14 protein-coding genes and 1 pseudogene are annotated in these 18,050 nt (G+C 73.9%); 9 read left to right on the top strand and 6 right to left on the bottom strand.

Annotated elements, in window-relative coordinates; genetic code table 11:
* Positions 1–4 precede the first annotated feature (4 nt).
* From WBK31_RS17710 to WBK31_RS17685, 6 genes and pseudogenes are all read right to left on the bottom strand, one after another.
* A complete protein-coding gene (locus tag WBK31_RS17710) occupies positions 5–772 on the bottom strand; it encodes an alpha/beta hydrolase family protein (protein WP_406675254.1) in 768 nt (255 codons plus the stop codon).
* Positions 733–1,203 (bottom strand): hypothetical protein, encoded by a 471-nt coding sequence (locus WBK31_RS17705; RefSeq protein ID WP_364052412.1) that lies wholly within the window; start codon positions 1,201–1,203, stop codon positions 733–735. Before WBK31_RS17705 ends, WBK31_RS17710 begins: the two co-directional genes overlap by 40 nt.
* A 74-nt stretch (positions 1,204–1,277) precedes the next feature.
* On the bottom strand, positions 1,278–1,904 hold the full coding sequence (locus WBK31_RS17700) for a hypothetical protein (protein WP_364057587.1): 627 nt from the start codon (positions 1,902–1,904) through the stop codon (positions 1,278–1,280).
* A 409-nt stretch (positions 1,905–2,313) separates the two neighbouring features.
* Positions 2,314–2,634 (bottom strand): annotated as a pseudogene (locus WBK31_RS17695) (ATP-binding cassette domain-containing protein); the annotation flags it as partial.
* A 145-nt stretch (positions 2,635–2,779) separates the two neighbouring features.
* On the bottom strand, positions 2,780–3,172 hold the full coding sequence (locus WBK31_RS17690; protein WP_364052409.1) for a GntR family transcriptional regulator: 393 nt from the start codon (positions 3,170–3,172) through the stop codon (positions 2,780–2,782).
* Between the two features lie 907 nt (positions 3,173–4,079).
* Entirely contained in the window at positions 4,080–4,451 is a 372-nt protein-coding gene (locus tag WBK31_RS17685) for a group 1 truncated hemoglobin (protein WP_406675253.1), read from the bottom strand.
* Between the two features lie 340 nt (positions 4,452–4,791).
* On the opposite strand from WBK31_RS17685, the gene WBK31_RS17680 reads away from it, so the two are divergent.
* From WBK31_RS17680 to WBK31_RS17640, 9 genes are all read left to right on the top strand, one after another.
* The gene (locus WBK31_RS17680; protein WP_364052403.1) at positions 4,792–6,063 is read left to right on the top strand and encodes a cytochrome P450; all 1,272 of its coding nucleotides are present in this window, start codon (positions 4,792–4,794) and stop codon (positions 6,061–6,063) included.
* A gap of 113 nt (positions 6,064–6,176) precedes the next feature.
* Positions 6,177–7,598 carry an aldehyde dehydrogenase family protein gene (locus WBK31_RS17675; protein WP_406675252.1) on the top strand — a complete coding sequence of 474 codons (1,422 nt, stop codon included), beginning with the start codon at positions 6,177–6,179 and terminating at the stop codon, positions 7,596–7,598.
* A 20-nt stretch (positions 7,599–7,618) separates the two neighbouring features.
* On the top strand, positions 7,619–8,692 hold the full coding sequence (locus tag WBK31_RS17670; RefSeq protein ID WP_364052397.1) for a Zn-dependent alcohol dehydrogenase: 1,074 nt from the start codon (positions 7,619–7,621) through the stop codon (positions 8,690–8,692).
* An 83-nt stretch (positions 8,693–8,775) separates the two neighbouring features.
* A complete protein-coding gene (locus WBK31_RS17665) occupies positions 8,776–10,254 on the top strand; it encodes an MFS transporter (RefSeq protein WP_406675251.1) in 1,479 nt (492 codons plus the stop codon).
* Positions 10,251–10,937 carry a CehA/McbA family metallohydrolase gene (locus WBK31_RS17660; RefSeq protein ID WP_364052391.1) on the top strand — a complete coding sequence of 229 codons (687 nt, stop codon included), beginning with the start codon at positions 10,251–10,253 and terminating at the stop codon, positions 10,935–10,937. Before WBK31_RS17665 ends, WBK31_RS17660 begins: the two co-directional genes overlap by 4 nt.
* 136 nt (positions 10,938–11,073) lie before the next feature.
* The gene (locus WBK31_RS17655; RefSeq protein ID WP_364052388.1) at positions 11,074–12,948 is read left to right on the top strand and encodes an ATP-binding protein; all 1,875 of its coding nucleotides are present in this window, start codon (positions 11,074–11,076) and stop codon (positions 12,946–12,948) included.
* Positions 12,949–12,964: 16 nt separating this feature from the next.
* Positions 12,965–14,116: an exonuclease SbcCD subunit D gene (locus tag WBK31_RS17650; RefSeq protein ID WP_364052385.1), complete on the top strand. Its 1,152-nt coding sequence runs from the start codon at positions 12,965–12,967 to the stop codon at positions 14,114–14,116.
* Positions 14,116–16,800, top strand: coding sequence for an SMC family ATPase (locus tag WBK31_RS17645; RefSeq protein WP_364052382.1), 2,685 nt, complete (start codon positions 14,116–14,118; stop codon positions 16,798–16,800). Before WBK31_RS17650 ends, WBK31_RS17645 begins: the two co-directional genes overlap by 1 nt.
* Positions 16,797–17,792, top strand: a complete 996-nt coding sequence (locus WBK31_RS17640; RefSeq protein ID WP_364052379.1) for a hypothetical protein — start codon at positions 16,797–16,799, stop codon at positions 17,790–17,792. Before WBK31_RS17645 ends, WBK31_RS17640 begins: the two co-directional genes overlap by 4 nt.
* Positions 17,793–18,050: the final 258 nt, after the last annotated feature.

Here is an 18,050-nt window from a genome sequence, read left to right as displayed (position 1 = left end):
GACGCTACCGGCAGGTTCTGCTCTCCGGCGCGCAGTGCTTGATCTCGGGGTAGCCGGGCGACGGCCTGTCGAGCAGCGGCCGGTGCCCCCTGCGCAGGTGCCGGTCAAGGAAGGCCGTCACGTAGGCGCGGGTGACCGCCATGGCGCGGGCGCCGGAGATGCCGGCGCTGGCGTCGAGACCGAGCTGATCGACCAGCACGCCGAGGTCCGTGAACGACAGGTGCTCCGCCCCGGTCAGCAGGAGCCGGCGCTTCCACCCGGTGAGCCGCTCCCAGTCCCGCTCCCACGTGGCGGCGGCGGCCTCGCCCTGCCCGGGTGTGTAGGTGGACGGCTTGCCGAGGAACACGAACGGCCGCGACAGCCCGCCCTCCGGGATCGCCATGTCCGTGGTGCCGTCGATGTCGATGCCGGCCCGTACGCGGGAGTCGCTCAGCAAGGCCGGGATCGTACCGGCCCCGCCGACCGAGTGACCGGCCATCGCGATCCTGGACGGGTCGATCAGGCGGGCGCCCTTCCACGCCGCCCGCGGCCCGGTGAGCCGGTCGAGCACGAACGACACGTCGCGCGCCCGGCTCTTCACAAGGCCCACCCACCACTCGGGGGTCTTCTCGATCTCGCAGGTGACGCATGTGGTGACGCGCCCGTCGGGGAAGGTCGTCGCGATGCTCTCGTAGGTGTGGTCGATCGCGGCCACCACGTACCCTCTGCTCGCCAGCTCCTCGGCGAGCCCGGTCAGCTCCGAGCGCGGCTTGCCGTGGCCGGGGGAGAGCACGACCAGCGGCAGCCCGCGCTCCCGCCCGGCCGGGCGGGCGTCGGTGTAGGCGTGGGTCCTGGTCGTGCTGAGGATGCCGGGAGGAACGCTGGTGATTTCCCGTCCTTCAGCAGCAGCTCGGACTCCTTGGGCGTCATGTACTGCGCGCGGTGGCGGCCCGGCGACTTCGCCGGGTACCAGACCGACACCATGAGCTCGCGGTACTTCACGCTCGGCAGCCACGGGTCAGGACATGAGGTGTCCTTCAGGTGCAGGGCCGTGAAGCCCACCGGGCTGGAGCCGGTCGGCGCGGGCAGGGCCGGGGCGGCGGCCGTGGCCTGGGCGGGGGTCGTGTTCACGGCCGGGGTCATCAGGGCGAGCAGCCCCGCGACGACGGCCGCGCCGCGCTGGAACCGGGTGCGGGCATGACTCATGACGGTGTCCTTTCTCATGGGGTACTTCTTCGGGGCGTTTCATGGCAGGGGTGAGCGCCCCCGTGACCCGGGGGTGCGTCACAGGGGAGGGGTCAGGGCAGGCGGTGGCGGGTCCACCAGAGGCAGAAGCCGGTGAGCAGGGCGGTGGCGGTCAGGAAGAGCGCGGTCTCCGCCCATTGGAGCGGCCAGAAGCGGCCGGCGGGGTAGTACGTGATCCGCTGCTGGTAGCCGTGGTCGGCGAGCTCGTCGAAGCACGCCTCGATGGCCGGTACGTCGAGTCCCGTCCGTACCGGTCGATCCGACCCAGGTGGCGGCGGCGCGCAGCGACGCACCCAGTCGGGCAGGGCGGCGACCGTGCGGCCGGACGCGTCCACGGTCTCGTTGACGACGACCCAGGCTCCCGGCGGTCCCGCCACGGGCACCGCGACCCGCACCAGCGCGAAGACCGCGACGGTGACCGCCATCGCCGGCACGGTGCGGCGGACGACGGCACCGGCGGCGATGCCGGGCACGAACGCGAAAGCGGCGTAAGCCATGGGCGCCACGCCGCGCGCGCCGAAGAGCCGCGGATCGACACGCGTGAGGAGCTCGACGCTTCCCGCGCCGACGGGCAGGGCGGTGACGTCGGGCCACCACGTCGTCTCCGCCGTGTCCGCGATCGTGTCGAGAGGACCGGCCCACCAGGTGACCGCCAGGCTGAGCAACTCTGATGCGGCCACGGCCGCCAGGCCGACGACCGCCAGCTTGGTGACCAGCCAGCGGGTACGGGTGACGCGTACGGACGACCAGCGTCGTCTGCCGCTCGGTGTGCGCGGCGGTGACCACGTGCTGGTCGGCGGGCAGCCTGGCGGGGTAGCGGCGGGGACCGCTGAGCCGGTGGTGCACCGCCAGCAGCTCCTCGACCTCCCCTTCGACCCTGATCCGGCCGCCGGCCAGCACCACAACGCGATCGCAGACGCGTTCAAGATCGGTGATCAGATGGGAGGAGAGCACGACGCTGAGTCCGTGCTCCGCGACCGCCTCCATGAGATCCTGCAGGAACTCGCGGCGGGCGAGCGGGTCGAGCGTGGCGACGGGCTCGTCGAGGAGCAGCAGCTCAGGCCGCTTGGCCAGGCCCAGCGTGAGGGCGAGCTGGGCGCGCTGGCCGCCCGACAGCTTGCCGGCTCGCTGCCCGGGGTCCAGGCCGAGGCGGGCGATCCTGTCGCGGGCCAGGGCGTCGTCCCAGCCGGTGTTGAGCCGGGCGCCGAGGCGGAGGTGGTCGGCGACGGTCAGCGCGGCGTAGACGGGGGCGTCCTGGGCGACGTAACCGACCTTGGCGAGCTGGCCGGCACCGCTGCCGGGGCGGCCGCCGCACACCTCGATCGTGCCCGAGGTGGGGGTGAGCATCCCGGCGGCCAGATTGAGCAGCGTCGATTTGCCCGCGCCGTTGGGGCCGACGAGGCCGGTCACGTGCCCGGCCGGGATGTCGAACGTGCAGCCGTCCAGCGCGGTACGCCGTCCGAACCGCTTGGTCAGCGCCCGAGCCCGGATGCTCGGAGCCTGGTCGGTGGTCGTGCCGGCCGTTCCGCCGCTGGGCTGCCTTTGCCTGGCACGGTCACGCTATGTTCTCTTGAGCGACGCCGCGAAAGGTGGTCATGAACAGGGCCTCGATGCTCTCGTCGTCCAGCCCGGCCCTGCGGGCGTCGGCCAGCCAGCGCTGCAACCGCTGCCGCAGCGGGCCGTGCGCGGCCAAGGTGGTGTCGGCCAGCGTCCTGGTCACGAACGTGCCGACACCGGGACGGGCGGCGACCAGCCCTTCGTGTTCGAGCTCCCGGTAGGCCTTGAGCACGGTGTTGGGGTTGATCGCCAGCCGGGACACCACGTCTTTGACGGTGGGCAGCCGGTCTCCTTCGCGCAGCATGCCAAGGCGTAGCGCGTGCCGTACCTGCTGGACGAGTTGCAGGTACGGCGACAGGCCGGAACGGCCGTCCAGATAGAACTCGATCACGTGACTTCCTCCATTTATCTATATCTATAGCACTTTGGAGGAGGGGTGAAGACCGAGTCCGGATCGAGACGGCACACGCTCCAGCCCGTGAACGGCACTATCAGTGCGAAGGCGCGGTGACCAGGCCGGCCCGCCCGCACCGCACACCCGCGCCCCAGCCCGCGTCCCACCAGATGGGCCGCCGACGACCCCACCGGCACACCCGCCCCTCCTGCGGCGAGGTACGCCCCGAGCACCCAGGCGGGATGCCCCAGCCCGGAGACGCCGGCGTGGCCGCGCCCGTCAGCACGGCGATCCCGTCGAGCCTGCCCATGGTGAGCGCGTCCAGCCGCCACGCGAGCGGGATAGACAGCGGCAGCGCGGCGCGCAGCAGGGTCCGTCGCGATCAACATCGGGCGGCGCCTGACCCGGTCACCCAGGAGCCGGTGGGCAGGCCGAGTACGAGTACCGTGATCGTGGTCGGGGAGCTGAGCAGGCCCACTTCGCCGGGGCGGGCGCGCCGAGAGCGGTCACCGCGAGCAGCGGCAGCTCCACGTACCCGGCCTGCGGCCTGGCCGGCGCGCATCGTACGGGCCGCTACGTCCTCTACGCCCGCACGGCCGTCGCCGAAACCCTGCTGTCCGGCGCCCCTGGAGCCCGCGCGGGCGCTCGTGGGGATGGCGCGGGTGTTCGAGGGAGAGTGTGAGGGGCCGCGGGGATGGCGCGGATGCTCGCGGGGAGGGTGCGAGGGCTCTGGGGATGGCGCGGGCGCTCGTGGGGAGGGCGTGAGGGCTCGTGGGGAGGGTGCGGGCGATCACGGGAGGGACGCACGGAGCGCGGCGGTAGCGGGGGCGACCGCGCTGGGAGCGGTGGGACGGGCCACAGCCCCTGACCGCGACAAGCCCGGCCCGCCGCTCCCAGACACGGCTCAGACCGTGGACACCTCGCCGGCCACGATCTGGTCGCGCAGCGGGGCGAGCGCGCCCGCGATCGTCGCGATGGTCTCCTGCGGCACCCCGCAGTGCGTCAGGGCCCCCGCCAGATGCCCGACCACCGCGTCGAAGTCGCTGCCGGTGATGCCCAGGCCGGCGTGCGCCTGGTCCATCGTCTTGCCCCGGTACTCCTGCGGCCCGCCCAGCGCCGCCGCGACGAAGCTGCGCTGGTGCGCCTTGAGCTTGCCCATGTCGGTGCCGGCGAAGTAGCGGCCGAGCGCGGGATCGGCCACGACCCGCTCGTAGAACTCGTCTACCACCGCCGAGACCGCGCTCGCGCCGCCGATCTGGTCAAAGATGGACGCCATTGGTGACCTTCCCTCCGGTGCGGATACCAGGAGGGTCACGCCGGGCCGTTCCATCGCCGTGACACACCGGCAATACGCCTGCACCATCGCGCTCACCGAGGTGACATCGGCGTAACGTGGCGCCTTCACGCGGCCGAGCGGACGAAGGAGCCGGCAGGCGCGCAGGCGGACCTGTCCCCCGGGCGCCGGCCGAGGCCCGCACCCGCCGTGGGGCTCTTGACGGGGCAAATGAACGATTTTTTAATTCGCTCAAGGACGTCCCGGAACCGAGACCCAGCACAGACGGGAACGAGGGCATGAAGGTACAGATCGACCCCGGGTCCCCGAGCGGAGCCGTACGATGACCGCCACCGACCGCTTCGGCGAAGAGCTCGCGCAGGCGCGCAAGAACCGCCCCATCGGCACGGCCACCGCCCCGGTCACCGACCCGGTCACGGATTGGGCGACCGACTTCTCCCACGTCGATCCCCAGTGGGCCGCCGATCCCTATCCCATCCAGGATGATCTTCGCGAGCGCTGCCCCATCGCGCACACCGAGCGGTTCGGCGGGGTGTGGCTGCCGACCCGGTACGAGGACATCGCGTCGATCGCCTACGACACCGACCGGTTCTCCTCCCGGGCGATCATCGTGAGCAACGTCCGCCCGCCCAAGGAGCTGGCCCCGGTGGGGGCGGTGCCGCCGATCTCCTCCGATCCGCCGTTCCACCACGATGCCCGCAAGCTGCTGCTGCCCGCGTTCACCAGGTCGGCGGTGGCCAAGCGGGAGGCGGCGACCAGGGCGTACTGCCACGAGCTGATAGACGAGATGCGCGGCAAGGAGGTCGTGGACGCGGCCGCCGACTACGCCCAGCACATCCCGATGCGGGTGATCGCCGACATGCTGGGCTTTCCGCCCGAGGACGGGCCGAAGTTCGCCAAGTTCGTCGAAGCCGCGCTGGAGAGCATCAACCGGCCGCAGGAAGAGCGCGTGGAGGGCTTCGAGAGGCTGACGGACTACCTAGTGGCGCAGATCCACGACCACATCGAGCACCCGCGCGACGACCTCACCACGTACCTGATGAACGCCGAGCTGCACGGCCGCAAGCTCGACCCGATCCACGTGGTGGGCATGATGACGCTGCTGCTCATCGCCGGGATCGACACGACGTGGAGCGCGATCGGGGCCTCGCTGTGGCATCTGGCCAAGACGCCGGCCGACCGGGAGCGGCTGGTGGCCGAGCCGGAGCTGCTGCCGACGGCGATGGAGGAGTTCCTGCGGGCGTACGCGCCGGTCACCATGGCCCGCCTGGTCAAGGAGGACATGACCTGGCGCGGGGTGGAGATGAAGGCCGACGACTGGGTGCTGCTGTCGTTCCCCTCCGCCAACCGGGATCCGCGGCAGTTCGAGCGGGCCGGTGAGGTGGTGATCGACCGCGAGGTGAACCGGCACGTCGCGTTCGGGCTGGGCATCCACCGGTGCGTCGGCTCGCATCTCGCGCGCATGGAGCTGCGGGTCGCGCTGGAGGTCTGGCTGGAGCGGATCCCCGTGTTCGAGCTGGCCGACCCGGCGGCGGTGACCTGGGCGGCCAGCCAGGTACGCGGGCCCAGGACCCTCCCCGTCCGTATCGGCTGACGGCCCCCACCGGCTGTCGGCCTCCCAGGCTCCACACCGCCGCCCTGGACGGGAACGTACGGCGAATCTAGAATCCGAATCTAGAATTTGCGTCCGTTCCTTAAGGTGGGGTCATGCCGCATCGGATCTATGTCGACGGTGAGTGGGTACAGGCGAGCGGCGGCACGCCGATACCGGTGGTGAACCCCGCCACCGAGGAGGTCTTCGACGAGGTGCCGCGCGGCGGCGTCAAGGACGTGGCCCGCGCGGTCGAGGCCGCTGCCGCCGCCCTGCCCGGCTGGTCGGCCCGGCCGGTCGCCGAGCGGGCCGCCCTCTGCGCGAAGGTGGCCGAGGCCCTGCGGGAACGCGCCGACGAGCTGGCCGACATGATCGTGGACGAGCTGGGCATGCCGCTGAAGCTCACCAAGGCCATCCAGGTGGGCGCGCCCATCCGGACGTTCGCCTCGATGCCGCAGGTCGCCGCCGAGATCGCGTTCGAGGAACGGCTCGGCAACTCGGTCGTGCACCGCGACCCCATCGGCGTCGTCGGCGCCATCACCCCGTGGAACTACCCGCTGCACCAGATCGCCGCCAAGGTCGCCCCCGCGCTGACCGCCGGCTGCACGGTGGTGCTCAAGCCCAGCGAGGTCACGCCGCTGAACGCGTTCGTGCTGGCCGATGTCATGCACGAGGCCGGCGTGCCCGCGGGCGTGTTCAACCTGGTCTCCGGCACCGGGCCCGAGGCCGGGGAGGCGCTGGCCGGCCACCCGCAGGTGGACATGGTCTCCTTCACCGGCTCCACCAGGGCCGGGCGGCGGGTCGCCGAGCTGGCCGCCGCCGGGGTCAAGCGCACCGCGCTGGAGCTCGGCGGCAAGTCCGCGAACGTGCTGCTCGACGATCTCGACGACGGCGCCTTCGAGGACGCCGTACGCAAAGGCGTCGCCGCCTGCTACCTCAACTCGGGCCAGACCTGCTCGGCGCTGACCCGGCTGCTCGTCCCGCGCGAGCGGCTGGAGCAGGCCGAGCGCGTCGCCGCCGACGAGGCGAGCACGTACACGGTGGGCGACCCGCGCGACCCCGCCACCAGGCTCGGCCCGCTGGTGTCGGACGTGCAGCGCGAGCGCGTACGCGACCACCTGCGCTCGGCGGCCGAGGACGGCGCGACCGTGCTCACCGGCGGCCCCGACGCGCCCGACGGCCTGGAACGCGGCTTCTACGTGCGGCCGACCGTGCTCACCGGCGTGACCCCCGAGGCGCGCGTCGCCCAGGAGGAGATCTTCGGGCCGGTCCTGGTCATCCTGCCCTACGACGGCGAGGACCAGGCGGTCAGGATCGCCAACGGCACCGCGTACGGGCTGGCCGCCGGAGTCCGCGGCGCCGACCCCGAGCGCGCCTACCGCGTCGCCCGGCGGCTGCGCGCCGGGCAGATCAGCGTCAACGACGGCGCGCACAACGGCCTGGCCCCCTTCGGCGGCTACAAGCAGTCCGGGTACGGCCGCGAGTACGGCCGCTTCGGGCTGGAGGAGTTCCTCACCACCACGTCCATCCAGCTCTGAAGCACCGGGGAGAAAGATCGATGCGAGGCGTCATCCTGCGCGAGACGGGCAAGCCGGTCGAGGTCAGCGACGGGCTGGCCATCCGGCCGCCAGGCCCTGGCGAGGTGCGCGTACGGCTGCGGGCCGCCGGCGTCTGCCACTCCGACCTGTCGATGTGCGAGGGACGGCTGCCCGCCCGGCTGCCGCTCGTGCCCGGCCACGAGGGCGCGGGCGAGGTGGTCGAGCTCGGTCCCGGCGTGACGGGGCCGCCCGTCGGCAGCCACGTCATCCTGTCGTGGATCCCGCCCTGCGGCGGCTGCGCGTACTGCCTGGGCGGGCAGCCCAACCTGTGCACCTCCGTCAGCCCGCCCGCCGAGCCCACGCTGACCGTCGGCGGCGAGCCCGCGTACGCGGGGCTGGGCGTCGGCTGCTTCGCCGAGGAGACGGTCGTGGACGCCCGCGCCGCCATCCCCATCCCCGACGACGTGCCGTTCGAGGTGGCCGCCGTGGTCGGCTGCGCGGTGCTCACCGGCGTCGGCGCGGTGATCAACACCGCCCGCGTGCGGCCCGGCTCGTCGGTGCTGGTGATCGGCTGCGGTGGCGTCGGCGTCAACGTCATCCAGGGCGCCGCGCTGGCCGCCGCCGCGCCCGTCGTGGCGGTGGACCGCGTACCGGAGAAGCTGGCCGCCGCCCGCGCCTTCGGCGCCACCCACACCCTCACCCCCGACGAGCTGCGGGAGGCCGCCAAGGAGCTGACCGGCGGGCTCGGCTTCGACTACGCCTTCGAGGTCGTGGGCCGCTCCGAGACGATCAGGCAGGCGTACAAGTCCACCAGGCGCGGCGGCACCACCGTCGTCGTCGGAGCGGGCAGCGCCGACGACCCGGTCACGTTCAGCGCCGCCGAGCTGTTCGCCACCGAACGCCGCCTGCTCGGCTGTCTGTACGGCTCCGGCGACGTGCGCACCGACTTCGCCCGCCTGCTGCGGCTGTGGCGGGCCGGACGGCTCGACCTGGAGGGACTGATCAGCAGGCGCATCACGCTCGACGGGGTGGGCGAGGCGTTCGAGGCCATGGGTTCAGGGGACGTGATCCGCTCGCTGGTCACGTTCCCATGACCCGGCCGGGAGAACCGGCCCGGGACGATCCAGGGGTACCGGACGACACCGGTGAGCGCGCGCGGCTCCGCTACGCCTGGCGCGTGCTGTCCGTCGTCGGCCTGGCCAGCATCCTCATCGCGCTCGGCAGCAGCTCGCTGAACGTCGCGCTGCCCGAGGTCGTCCGCCACTTCGACGCGGGCGCCGCCGCGGCGAGCTGGATGCTGCTGTCGTTCATGCTGGCCAACACCGTGCTCATGGTGGTGTTCGGGCGGCTTGCCGACATGTTCGGCCGCCGCGCGATGTACCTGTGGGGCCTGGCCACCTACACCGGCGCGAGCCTCCTGCTCGGCTTCGCCCCTGGCGAGTGGTACGTCGTCGCGCTGCGCGTCTTGCAGGCCGCGGGCGGCGCGATGCTGCTGACCAACAGCGCCGCCCTGCTCACCGACGCCTTCCCGCGCCGCCACCTCGGCCGCGGCATGGGCATCTACATCGCCTCCTTCTCCGTCGCCCAGCTCGTCGGTCCCACGCTCGGCGGCTTCCTGACGCACCGGTTCGGCTGGCAGTGGGTGTTCTGGTACAACGTGCCGCTCGGCGTGCTCTGCCTCGTCTGGGGGGCGATCACGCTGCGCCGTACCGCGTCCCGGACGGGGGAGCGCGGCATCGACGTGCCGGGCAACCTGCTGGTGCTGGTCTCGCTCGGCGGGCTGCTGTTCGGGCTGTCGCAGGCCGCGGACTTCGGCTGGACGGACCCGGTCGTGGTGGGCGGGGTGGTGCTGTTCGTCCTGCTCATGCCGGTGTTCGTGGTGGTCGAGCGGCGCAGCGCGCACCCGGTGGTGGACGTACGGCTCTTCGCCGACCGGGTGTTCGCGCTCGACCTGCTGGCCACGTTGCTCAGCACGGTCGGGCGGATGGCGGTGGTGCTGCTCGTCGCGCTGTTCTACCAGGCCGTGCACGGCGAGAACCCGGTCGCGGCAGGGCTGAAGGTGCTGCCGCTGTCGGTCGCCATGATGATCGCGTCGATGAGCGCCGGCCCGCTGCACGCCTGGCTCGGCGCCCGGGTCGTGGGGCTGCTCGGCAACGTCGTCGGCACCGCGGGGCTGGTGGTGCTGCTCGCGTGCCTGTCGCCGGACGTCGGGTACGCGCCCGTCTGCGCCGGCACGGTGCTGGTCGGAGCCGGCGCCGGGATGTTCCTGCCGGCCACCGCCACCGCGATACTCGACCAGCTTCCCTCCCACCGGATCGGCATCGTCAACGCCATGCGGCTCATGGTGCAGAACACCGGCGTCGTGGTGAGCACCGCGCTCGCCCTCTCCCTGGTCACCGGGCCGCTGCCGGCCGCGCTGCGGCCCGCCGTCTTCGCCGGGACGCTGTCGCGGGTGGCCCCCGAGGGGATCGGGGCGCTGATCACCGGGTATCGGATCACGTTCGGGGTGCTCGCCACCGTGTCCGTGCTGGCGGTGCTGGCCTCGCTCGGCGGGCTGCGCCGCCGCGCCCGCCAGGCCGCCGTACCCGCGGGGGAAGAGCCCGCGCCCGCCGCACCCGGGGGTGCGCCGGCATCGCCAGGGGAGCGGAGATCGTGACGCACGTGCCGCCCGCGATCGAGCCGGCGTCACCGCCCGACACCCAGCGGCCCGTGCCCGCCGGATGGGTGCGGGTGGACTGCCACGTGCACACCGTGGCCTCCGGCGACGCGGTCACCACGCTCGACCTGCTCGCCGAACGGGTGGCCGCGCACCGCATCGACGTCGTGTGCCTGACCGACCACAACCACCTGGCGGGCACGGCCGAGGAGCTGTCGCGGGCCGTCGGGTGCCGGGTCGTGCCGGGCGAGGAGATCCGTACGGGGTGGGGCGAGCTGCTCGGGCTGTTCCTGACCGAGCGGGTGCCGTACGTGCTGCCCGCCCGCGAGGCGATCCGGCGCATCCGCGCCCAAGGCGGGCTGGTGTGCGCGCCGCACCCGTACGATCCGGAGCGCTCCGGCCTCGGCGACCGCCTGGAAGAGCTGTGCCGCGACGGGCTGATCGACGCCGTCGAGGTGTTCAACGCCAAGATCGAGGACCAGGAGCACAACAGGGCCGCGCTACGGGCGGCACGGGCGTACCGGCTGCCCGGCACCGTCGGCTCCGACGCCCACGACCCGGACGGGATCGGCGCCGCGTACATGGAGATGCCCGACTTCGACGGCCCTCGGGCGTTCCTGGAGGCGCTGCACCGGGCCCGCCGCTACGGCGAGTACCGCGCGCACGCGCCCCGTTACCGGTGATTCTTTACCTGCTTTTGACCAATCGGTCCGGCCACCACGCCTCCCTGTCGGCAATGTCACAACAGTGGCAAAAGGCGGCATTGCGGTCGTTAGGATTCTGCGGGAAGTACGTGAACGTCCGGGGCGGGGGAGATCGGTGAGCGAGCAGACGGAGGCGGCGGCCGCCAACGGGTCCACCGGCCACACCTCAGGGCGCGCGACGGCCTCCGGTGGGAATGGGACCGCCGCCGGCGCGACGGCCTCCGGCAGCGGGACGGCCGCCGGCGGGAGGGCCGCCTCGGCGGATGCGGTCGGCCGGGTCCTCGGCACCCACGCCGCCTCCCCGCTGTCGTTCTGGGTGGGGCTGGAGCCGGGCCGCGTCGTCCAGCTCGACGACGTGGTGGTGACCAGGCGCGACACGCCCGACTACGGTCCGGTGCTGGTCGCGGGCGTGGTGTCGGCCGTCGAGGCGCGCCACGAGGGCGCCGGGTTCGACTCCGACGTCTTCCTCATCGCCGACGGCGCGCTGCCCGCCGCCGTGGTCGAGCGCGCGGAGGTGCGCGTCACCCGGGTCGAGCCGGAGGTCTTCGTGCCGCCGCTGCCCGGCGCCCCCGTCTACCGCGCCGCGAGCGGCGACCGCGACCAGGCGCTCTACTTCGACGTCATGGACCGGCGCGTCCCCATGGGCCTCGGCCGCGACGGCCGGCCGATGTACGTCAATTTCGATTTTCTCGACGGCACTCGCGGCGCGCACGTGTCGATCTCCGGCGTTTCCGGCGTGGCGACAAAGACGTCATTCGCCACATTTCTCCTCTATTCGATATTCAATTCCGGCGTGCTGGGCGCGGAGGCCGCCAACACCAAAGCCCTGATCTTCTCCGTGAAAGGCGAGGACCTGCTCTTCCTCGACCACGCGAATACCCGCCTCGACGCCGCCGCGACCGCCCAGTACGCCCGGCTCGGCCTGCCCGCCGGGCCGTTCGGCAGCGTCCACGTGTTCGCGCCGCCGCGCCCCCGCGACCCCAACGGCGTGCCCGACGTCTCGGCCAGGACCCGCGACGTCAGCGCCTACTACTGGACGCTGGCCGAGTTCTGCGCCGAGGAGCTGCTGCGGTTCGTGTTCACCGACGCCGACGACGAGCGTGCCCAGTACTCGCTGCTCGTCGGCCAGGTCGCGGCGCGGCTGCAGGCGTGGGCCGAGCCCGTGGGGGACAGCGGCGCCGTACGCATCCGCCGCCCCGGCGAGGAGGGCGGCCCCGTCTGCCGCACGTTCGGCGACCTGGTGGACGTGATCGGCGCCCAGCTCGCCGACGAGGGCACCCGCGCCGTCTGGACCGGCGCGCCCACCCCGCTGGGCACCGTCAACGCGTTCCTGCGCCGGCTGCGCGGCGCGGTCAGGGCGCTGTCGCCCATCGTGCGCGGTGATCTGCCCGGCGGCCGGCCGCACGGCATCGGCACGTCCGGCGCCCAGGTCTCCATCGTGGACCTGCACAACCTGCCGGATCGGGCGCAGCGGTTCGTGGTCGGCGTGACGCTGCGCGGCGAGTTCGCCCGCAAGGAGAGCGCGGGCACCGCACGCCCGCTGCTGTTCGTGGTGCTGGACGAGCTCAACAAGTACGCGCCGCGCGAAGGCGAGTCGCCCATCAAGGAGATCCTGCTGGATGTGGCCGAGCGCGGCCGCTCCCTGGGCGTGATCCTCATCGGCGCCCAGCAGACCGCGTCCGAGGTGGAGCGGCGCATCGTGGCCAACTGCTCGGTACGCATCGCGGGCCGACTCGACCCGGCCGAGGCCACCCGCCCCGAGTACGGCTGGCTGCCCGCCACCGCCAGAGACCGCGCCACGATCGCCCGCCCCGGCACGATGTTCGTCACCCAGCCCGAGATCCCCGTGCCGCTCGCCGTCACGTTCCCCTTCCCGGCCTGGGCCACCCGTCCCGCCGAAGCCGCGGCGCGGCCCGCTTCGAGCCCGAAGGCCGCCGCCGATCCGTTCGCCGGGCTGCCGGGCGCCGACGACGACATCCCGCCCTTCTAGGTCAGGGAAAGCGCGCATGAAGATCCTGCACACCGCCGACTGGCACGTCGGCAAGGTACTCAAGGGCCGCCACCGCATCGACGAGCACCGCGCCGTGCTGCGCGACCTGGTGACCATCGCCCGTACGGAGGACGTCGACGCGGTCCTCGTGGCCGGGGACCTCTTCGACACCAGCGCCCCCACGCCCGAGGCGCAGGCGCTGGTGCTCAACGCCCTCATGGCGCTGCACGAGGGCGGGCGCCAGGTGGTGGTGCTGGCCGGCAACCACGACAACCCGCACCTGCTGGAGGTCTACCGGCCGGTGCTCGGCAAGATCGGCGTGCACGTCGTCGGCGCGTTCCGGCGGCCCGACCAGGGCGGCACGCTCGCCTTCACCGCACGTTCCGGCGAGCCCGTGCGCCTCGCCGTGCTGCCGTTCCTGTCGCATCGGTACGTCGTACGCGCCGCGGAGGTGCTGGCCGGCACCCAGGCCGAGCACAACCGCGACTACGCCGCCCGCATCGCCGAGCTGGTCGCCGCGCTCACCGCGGGATTCTCCGCCGACACCGTCAACCTCGTCACCACCCACGGCACGCTGCCCAGCGGCCGGTTCGGCGGCGGCGAGCGGCGGGCTCAGTCGATCTTCTCCTACTACTTCGAGCCCACCGCGTTCCCGCCCGCCACCCAGTACGCCGCGCTCGGCCACCTGCACCGCCGCCAGCAGATCGCCGGTCCCTGTCCCATCTGGTACAGCGGCTCCCCCATCGCCGTCGACTTCGGCGAGGAGGACAACACTCCCGGCGCGCTGCTCGTCACCGTCGAGCCGGGCCGTCCCGCCCAGGTCCGCGAGGTGCCCATCACCTCGGCCCGCGCCCTCGCGACCAGGACGGGCACGCTGGAGGAGCTGGAGGCCATGGCGCCCGGCCTGGCCGAGACGTGGCTGCGGGTCGTCGTCACCGAGCCGCCCAGGCCGGGCCTGGCCGAGGCCGTACGCGAGATCCTGCCCACCGCCCTGGAGGTCACCGTCCACGAGCGGTTCCGCCCCGTACGCGACCCCGGCCGCGCCCCGGCGACAGGACCCGCCCGCAGCCCCCGTGACCTCTTCCGCGACTACCTCGCCGCCTCCGGCCGCCACGACGACCGCGTCGCCGCCCTGTTCGACCGCCTCCACGAGGAGGTGACCGGCTGATGCGCCCGCTGCGGCTGCACCTCGACAACTTCGGCAGCTTCCGCGAGCCCGCCACCGCCGACTTCTCCGGCGTCGAGTACTTCGTCCTGGTCGGCCCCACGGGCGCCGGCAAGAGCACGCTCATCGACGCCATCTGCTTCGCCCTCTACGGCACCGTCCCGCGCTGGGGCAAGGAGAACGTCATCGCCCATGCTCTGGCGCCGTCCGCCGTCGCGGCCAAGGTCGCGCTCGTCTTCGAGAGCGCGGGCCGTCGCTACGCCGTCGTACGGGCGCTCAAGCGCGACGCCAAGGGCAAGGTGCACACCGCCGAGGCCCGCCTCGACGAGCTGGACCCCGCCGTGCCCGGCTCGGCCGAGCTGGAGGAGCTGCTGGCCGCCGTCGTCCGGCCCGTCGCCGAGGGCGCCGCCGTCACCGCCGAGGTGCAGCGCATCACCGGCCTCGAATACCGGTTCTTCACCCAGTGCGTGGTACTGCCGCAGGGCAGGTTCGCCGAGTTCCTGCACGCCCAGCCGCGCGAGCGCCAGGACCTGCTGGTGCAGCTTCTCGACGCCGACGTCTACGAACGCATCCGGCAGCGCGCCGTCCAGGAGGAGGCCGCCGCCGCGCAGGCCGCCGGCTTCGCCAGGGAGCGCCTGGCCAAGCTCACCGACGCCGACGAGCAGGCCGAGCGCGCCGCGTCCGACCGGCTCGCCGCGCTGCGCGACCTCGACGGGAGCATCAGGGCCGACCTCGACGCGCTGCGCGGCCACGACGAGGAGCTGCGCCGCCTCGCCGATGAGCGCGACGCGCTGCGCGACCGGCTGGCCGCGCTGACCGCGCTCGCCCTGCCCGCCGACGTGCCCACGCTCGCCGGGAGCGCCCGCGCCGCCACCGACGAGGTGGCCGCGCTCACCGAGGCCGTGGCCGCCGCCGAGGCCGCCGAGCAGCGCGCCGAGGACGCGGCCGCCGCCTGCGACGACCCGGCCGTGCTGCTGGAACGCCTCCAGGCGCTCGACACGTACGAGCGGCTGCTCGCCGACCTCGGCACCGCCGAGTCCCAGGCCGCCGAGACCCGCGCCGCGCTCGAACCCCTCGCCGCCCGCGCCCGCGACCTGGAGGCCGCACTGGCCGAGGCCGAGCAGGCCCGCGACCGGCTGCGCGACGCCCACGCCGGGGCCGACCTGGCCCGCCGCCTCGTCGTCGGCGAACCGTGCCCCACTTGCCTGCAGACCGTCACCGCCCTGCCGCACCACCCGGCCACGGATGATCTGCGGGCCGCCGAGCAGCGGGTCAAGACCACGCGAAAGGAGGCCGAGCAGGCCCGCCGCCGCCACACCGAAACCGGCACCGAGCTGCGCCACCTCGACCGCACCGTACGCGAACTCGCCGCCCGCGCCGCCGAGCTGCGCGGGAAGCTGGCGGCGGTTCTCGGCGACGCCGCCACCACGAGCGGTGCGGATGATGTCGGCGACGCCGCCACGATCGGCCGGGATGGGAGGCCGCGCACCGATGCCGGAGCGCGGGCGGCGGCCGCCGCCGCGGAGGGGGCCGACCCGCAGCCCTGCGAGCGGGCCGCGTCCCCGGTGCCGCCTTCCGGGGCGGAGGCCATCGACGGGGGGCTCGAAGCCGAGCGGATCGCCAAGTGGCGGGCCGGGCTGGAGGAACGGCTGGCGGCGGGGCGGGCCGCGCGGCAGCGGGCGGCCGAGCTGCGGCGGGCCGCGCGCGAGGCCCGCACCGCACTGAACCGGGCCAGAAGCCGCGCCGACGAGCTGGCACGGAGGACCGAGCGGCTCTGGCGCGACCTGGACGCCGCCCGCGACACCGTGGTCCCGCTCGGCGCGCCGCCGCTCGACCGCGCCGACCTCCACCACGCCTGGACGGCCCTGCTCGCCTGGCGCGACGAGGCGGCCGTACGCGAGCGCGCCGCCCTGGAGGAGCAGGAGGCCCGCATGGCCGGGACCGACCGGCAGGCCCGCGCCCTGTGGACGTCGCTGGTCGCCCGCCTCGCCGAGCACGACGTGACCCCGCCGGAAGGCACCGGGGAGCGGGCCGGACGGGCGGGGCCCGCCGCGCGCCTCGGCGAGGCCGTCAGCGCCGCGATCGCCCAGGCCGAGGCCAGGCTCGCCCAGGTCAAGGAGAACCGCGCCACCGCCCGCGAGCTGGAAGAGCGCGTCAGAGCCGAGGAGGAGCGCGCCCAGGTCGCCAAGGAGCTGGCCCAGTGCCTGCGCGCCGACGCCTTCGAACGCTGGCTGTGCACCGAGGCGCTCGACCTGCTCGTCACCGCCGCCTCCGAGACCCTGCGCGAGCTGTCCGACGGCCAGTACGAGCTGGCGCTCGGCGCGCGGAACGAGATCGAGGTCATCGACCACGCCGAGGCCGGGATGCGGCGCAACGCGCGCACCCTGTCGGGCGGCGAGACGTTCCAGGCCGCGCTCGCGCTGGCACTCGCCCTGTCCGACCAGGTCGCCGGGCTGTCGGCCACCGCCGCGCGCAGCCTCGACTCGCTCTTCCTCGACGAGGGCTTCGGCACCCTCGACCCGGCCACACTCGACACGGTCGCCACCACGCTCGAACGCCTGGCCGCCGGCCGCGACCGCATGGTCGGCGTCGTCACGCACGTGCCCGCGCTGGCCGACCGCATCCCGGTACGCTTCGAGGTCAGCCGCGACGCCAGGGGGTCACACCTGTGCAGGACGACCGCATGACGGCCGGGTTCACCGTCGACGCGTGGGACCCCGCCTACTCGGCGGCGCTCGACGCCGAGGCGCTCGCCGAGCTCGACGCCACCAGCGCCGAGCTGGACCTCGACGTCGAGCTGCCCGCCGCCCGGTGGCGGCCGGTCACCCCCGACCCCGCCACCGCGCCGCCCGGCGTGCTGCTGATCGCCGACGGGGTGCGCCGCATCGACGCCCGGCTGTGGACGTACGCCGACGGCGAGCCCGACGTGCTGCCCGGCATCGCGGCCTCGTGCGCGGCCGGGATCGTCCGCTGCGCCCCGGGAACGGGGGCCGCGCCGGTCGCCGTCGAGGTGAGCCGGTCGCTGTTCAGCGCCTCGCCGCACGCGGCCGACGTCGTCACCTCCTCCGCCGCCTACCGCGCACGCAGGGCCCCCGGCTCCGGCCCCGACGAGCTGACCCTGGCCCTGCAGCGCCACCTCACCGAGCTGGAGGTCGGCCTGGCCGTCCGCTACCGGGCCGAGGCGGGGGAGGAGGACCTGCTGCTGGTGGACGGGCCGCTGCGGGGGCGTACGCACCTGCCGCGCACGGTCGGCTACGTCAAGACCCACCACACCGCCTACCTGCCCGCCCCGCAGGCCGCCACCGTGCCGGCGCTGCTGCCCGGCCAGCGCACCCCGGTCTTCCTCATGGGCACGAGCTGGCGCCGCCACACCTGGTACCTTCGCCTGCCCACGACCTCCGACATGCCGTGGGCGGGGATCGTACGCTGCGAGGCGAGCGCCGACCTGCCGCTCGACGACCTCGTACGGCTGGCCGACTCGCTCACCCGCGCCCTGCCGCCGCTCGCGGGCGTCGACTACAAGGACCCGCGCGCCCCGCAGAACCTCGTGCCCATCGGCGGGCTCGAAAAGCTGCTGCGCCACCGCCTCGGCGACGCCCGCCTCCTCTACCGCGCCCTGCGCGCCGCCGCCCGCCAGACCCGCCCCACCTCTCCCCGCACCCCGGTCCCCACCCGCTGACGGGTCGGGCGAAGGGGAGGAAACGGCGCCGGTTCTGTGCCACGTCGCTCCTCACCCGCTGGGATGCGCGGTGGGGGCGGGGCCGGCCGGTGCCGTGCGGCCTCGTCATGCGCTTCGCCGGGGCGCGCGGTGAGGCGTAGGGCCGGCTGCTTCCATGCGGCCTCGTCGTGCGCTCGGCCGAGGGCGCGCGGTGGGGGCGTGGGCCGGCCGCTTCCGCGCGGACCCACCATGCGCTCCGCCGGGGCGCGCAGTGACGCG

Source organism: Nonomuraea sp. N2-4H, assembly GCF_045291505.1.
GTDB classification, from domain to species: domain Bacteria; phylum Actinomycetota; class Actinomycetes; order Streptosporangiales; family Streptosporangiaceae; genus Nonomuraea; species Nonomuraea fastidiosa.
The sequence above is the reverse complement of the archived record's forward strand: the minus strand, read 5'-3'. Positions and strand labels throughout refer to the sequence as shown.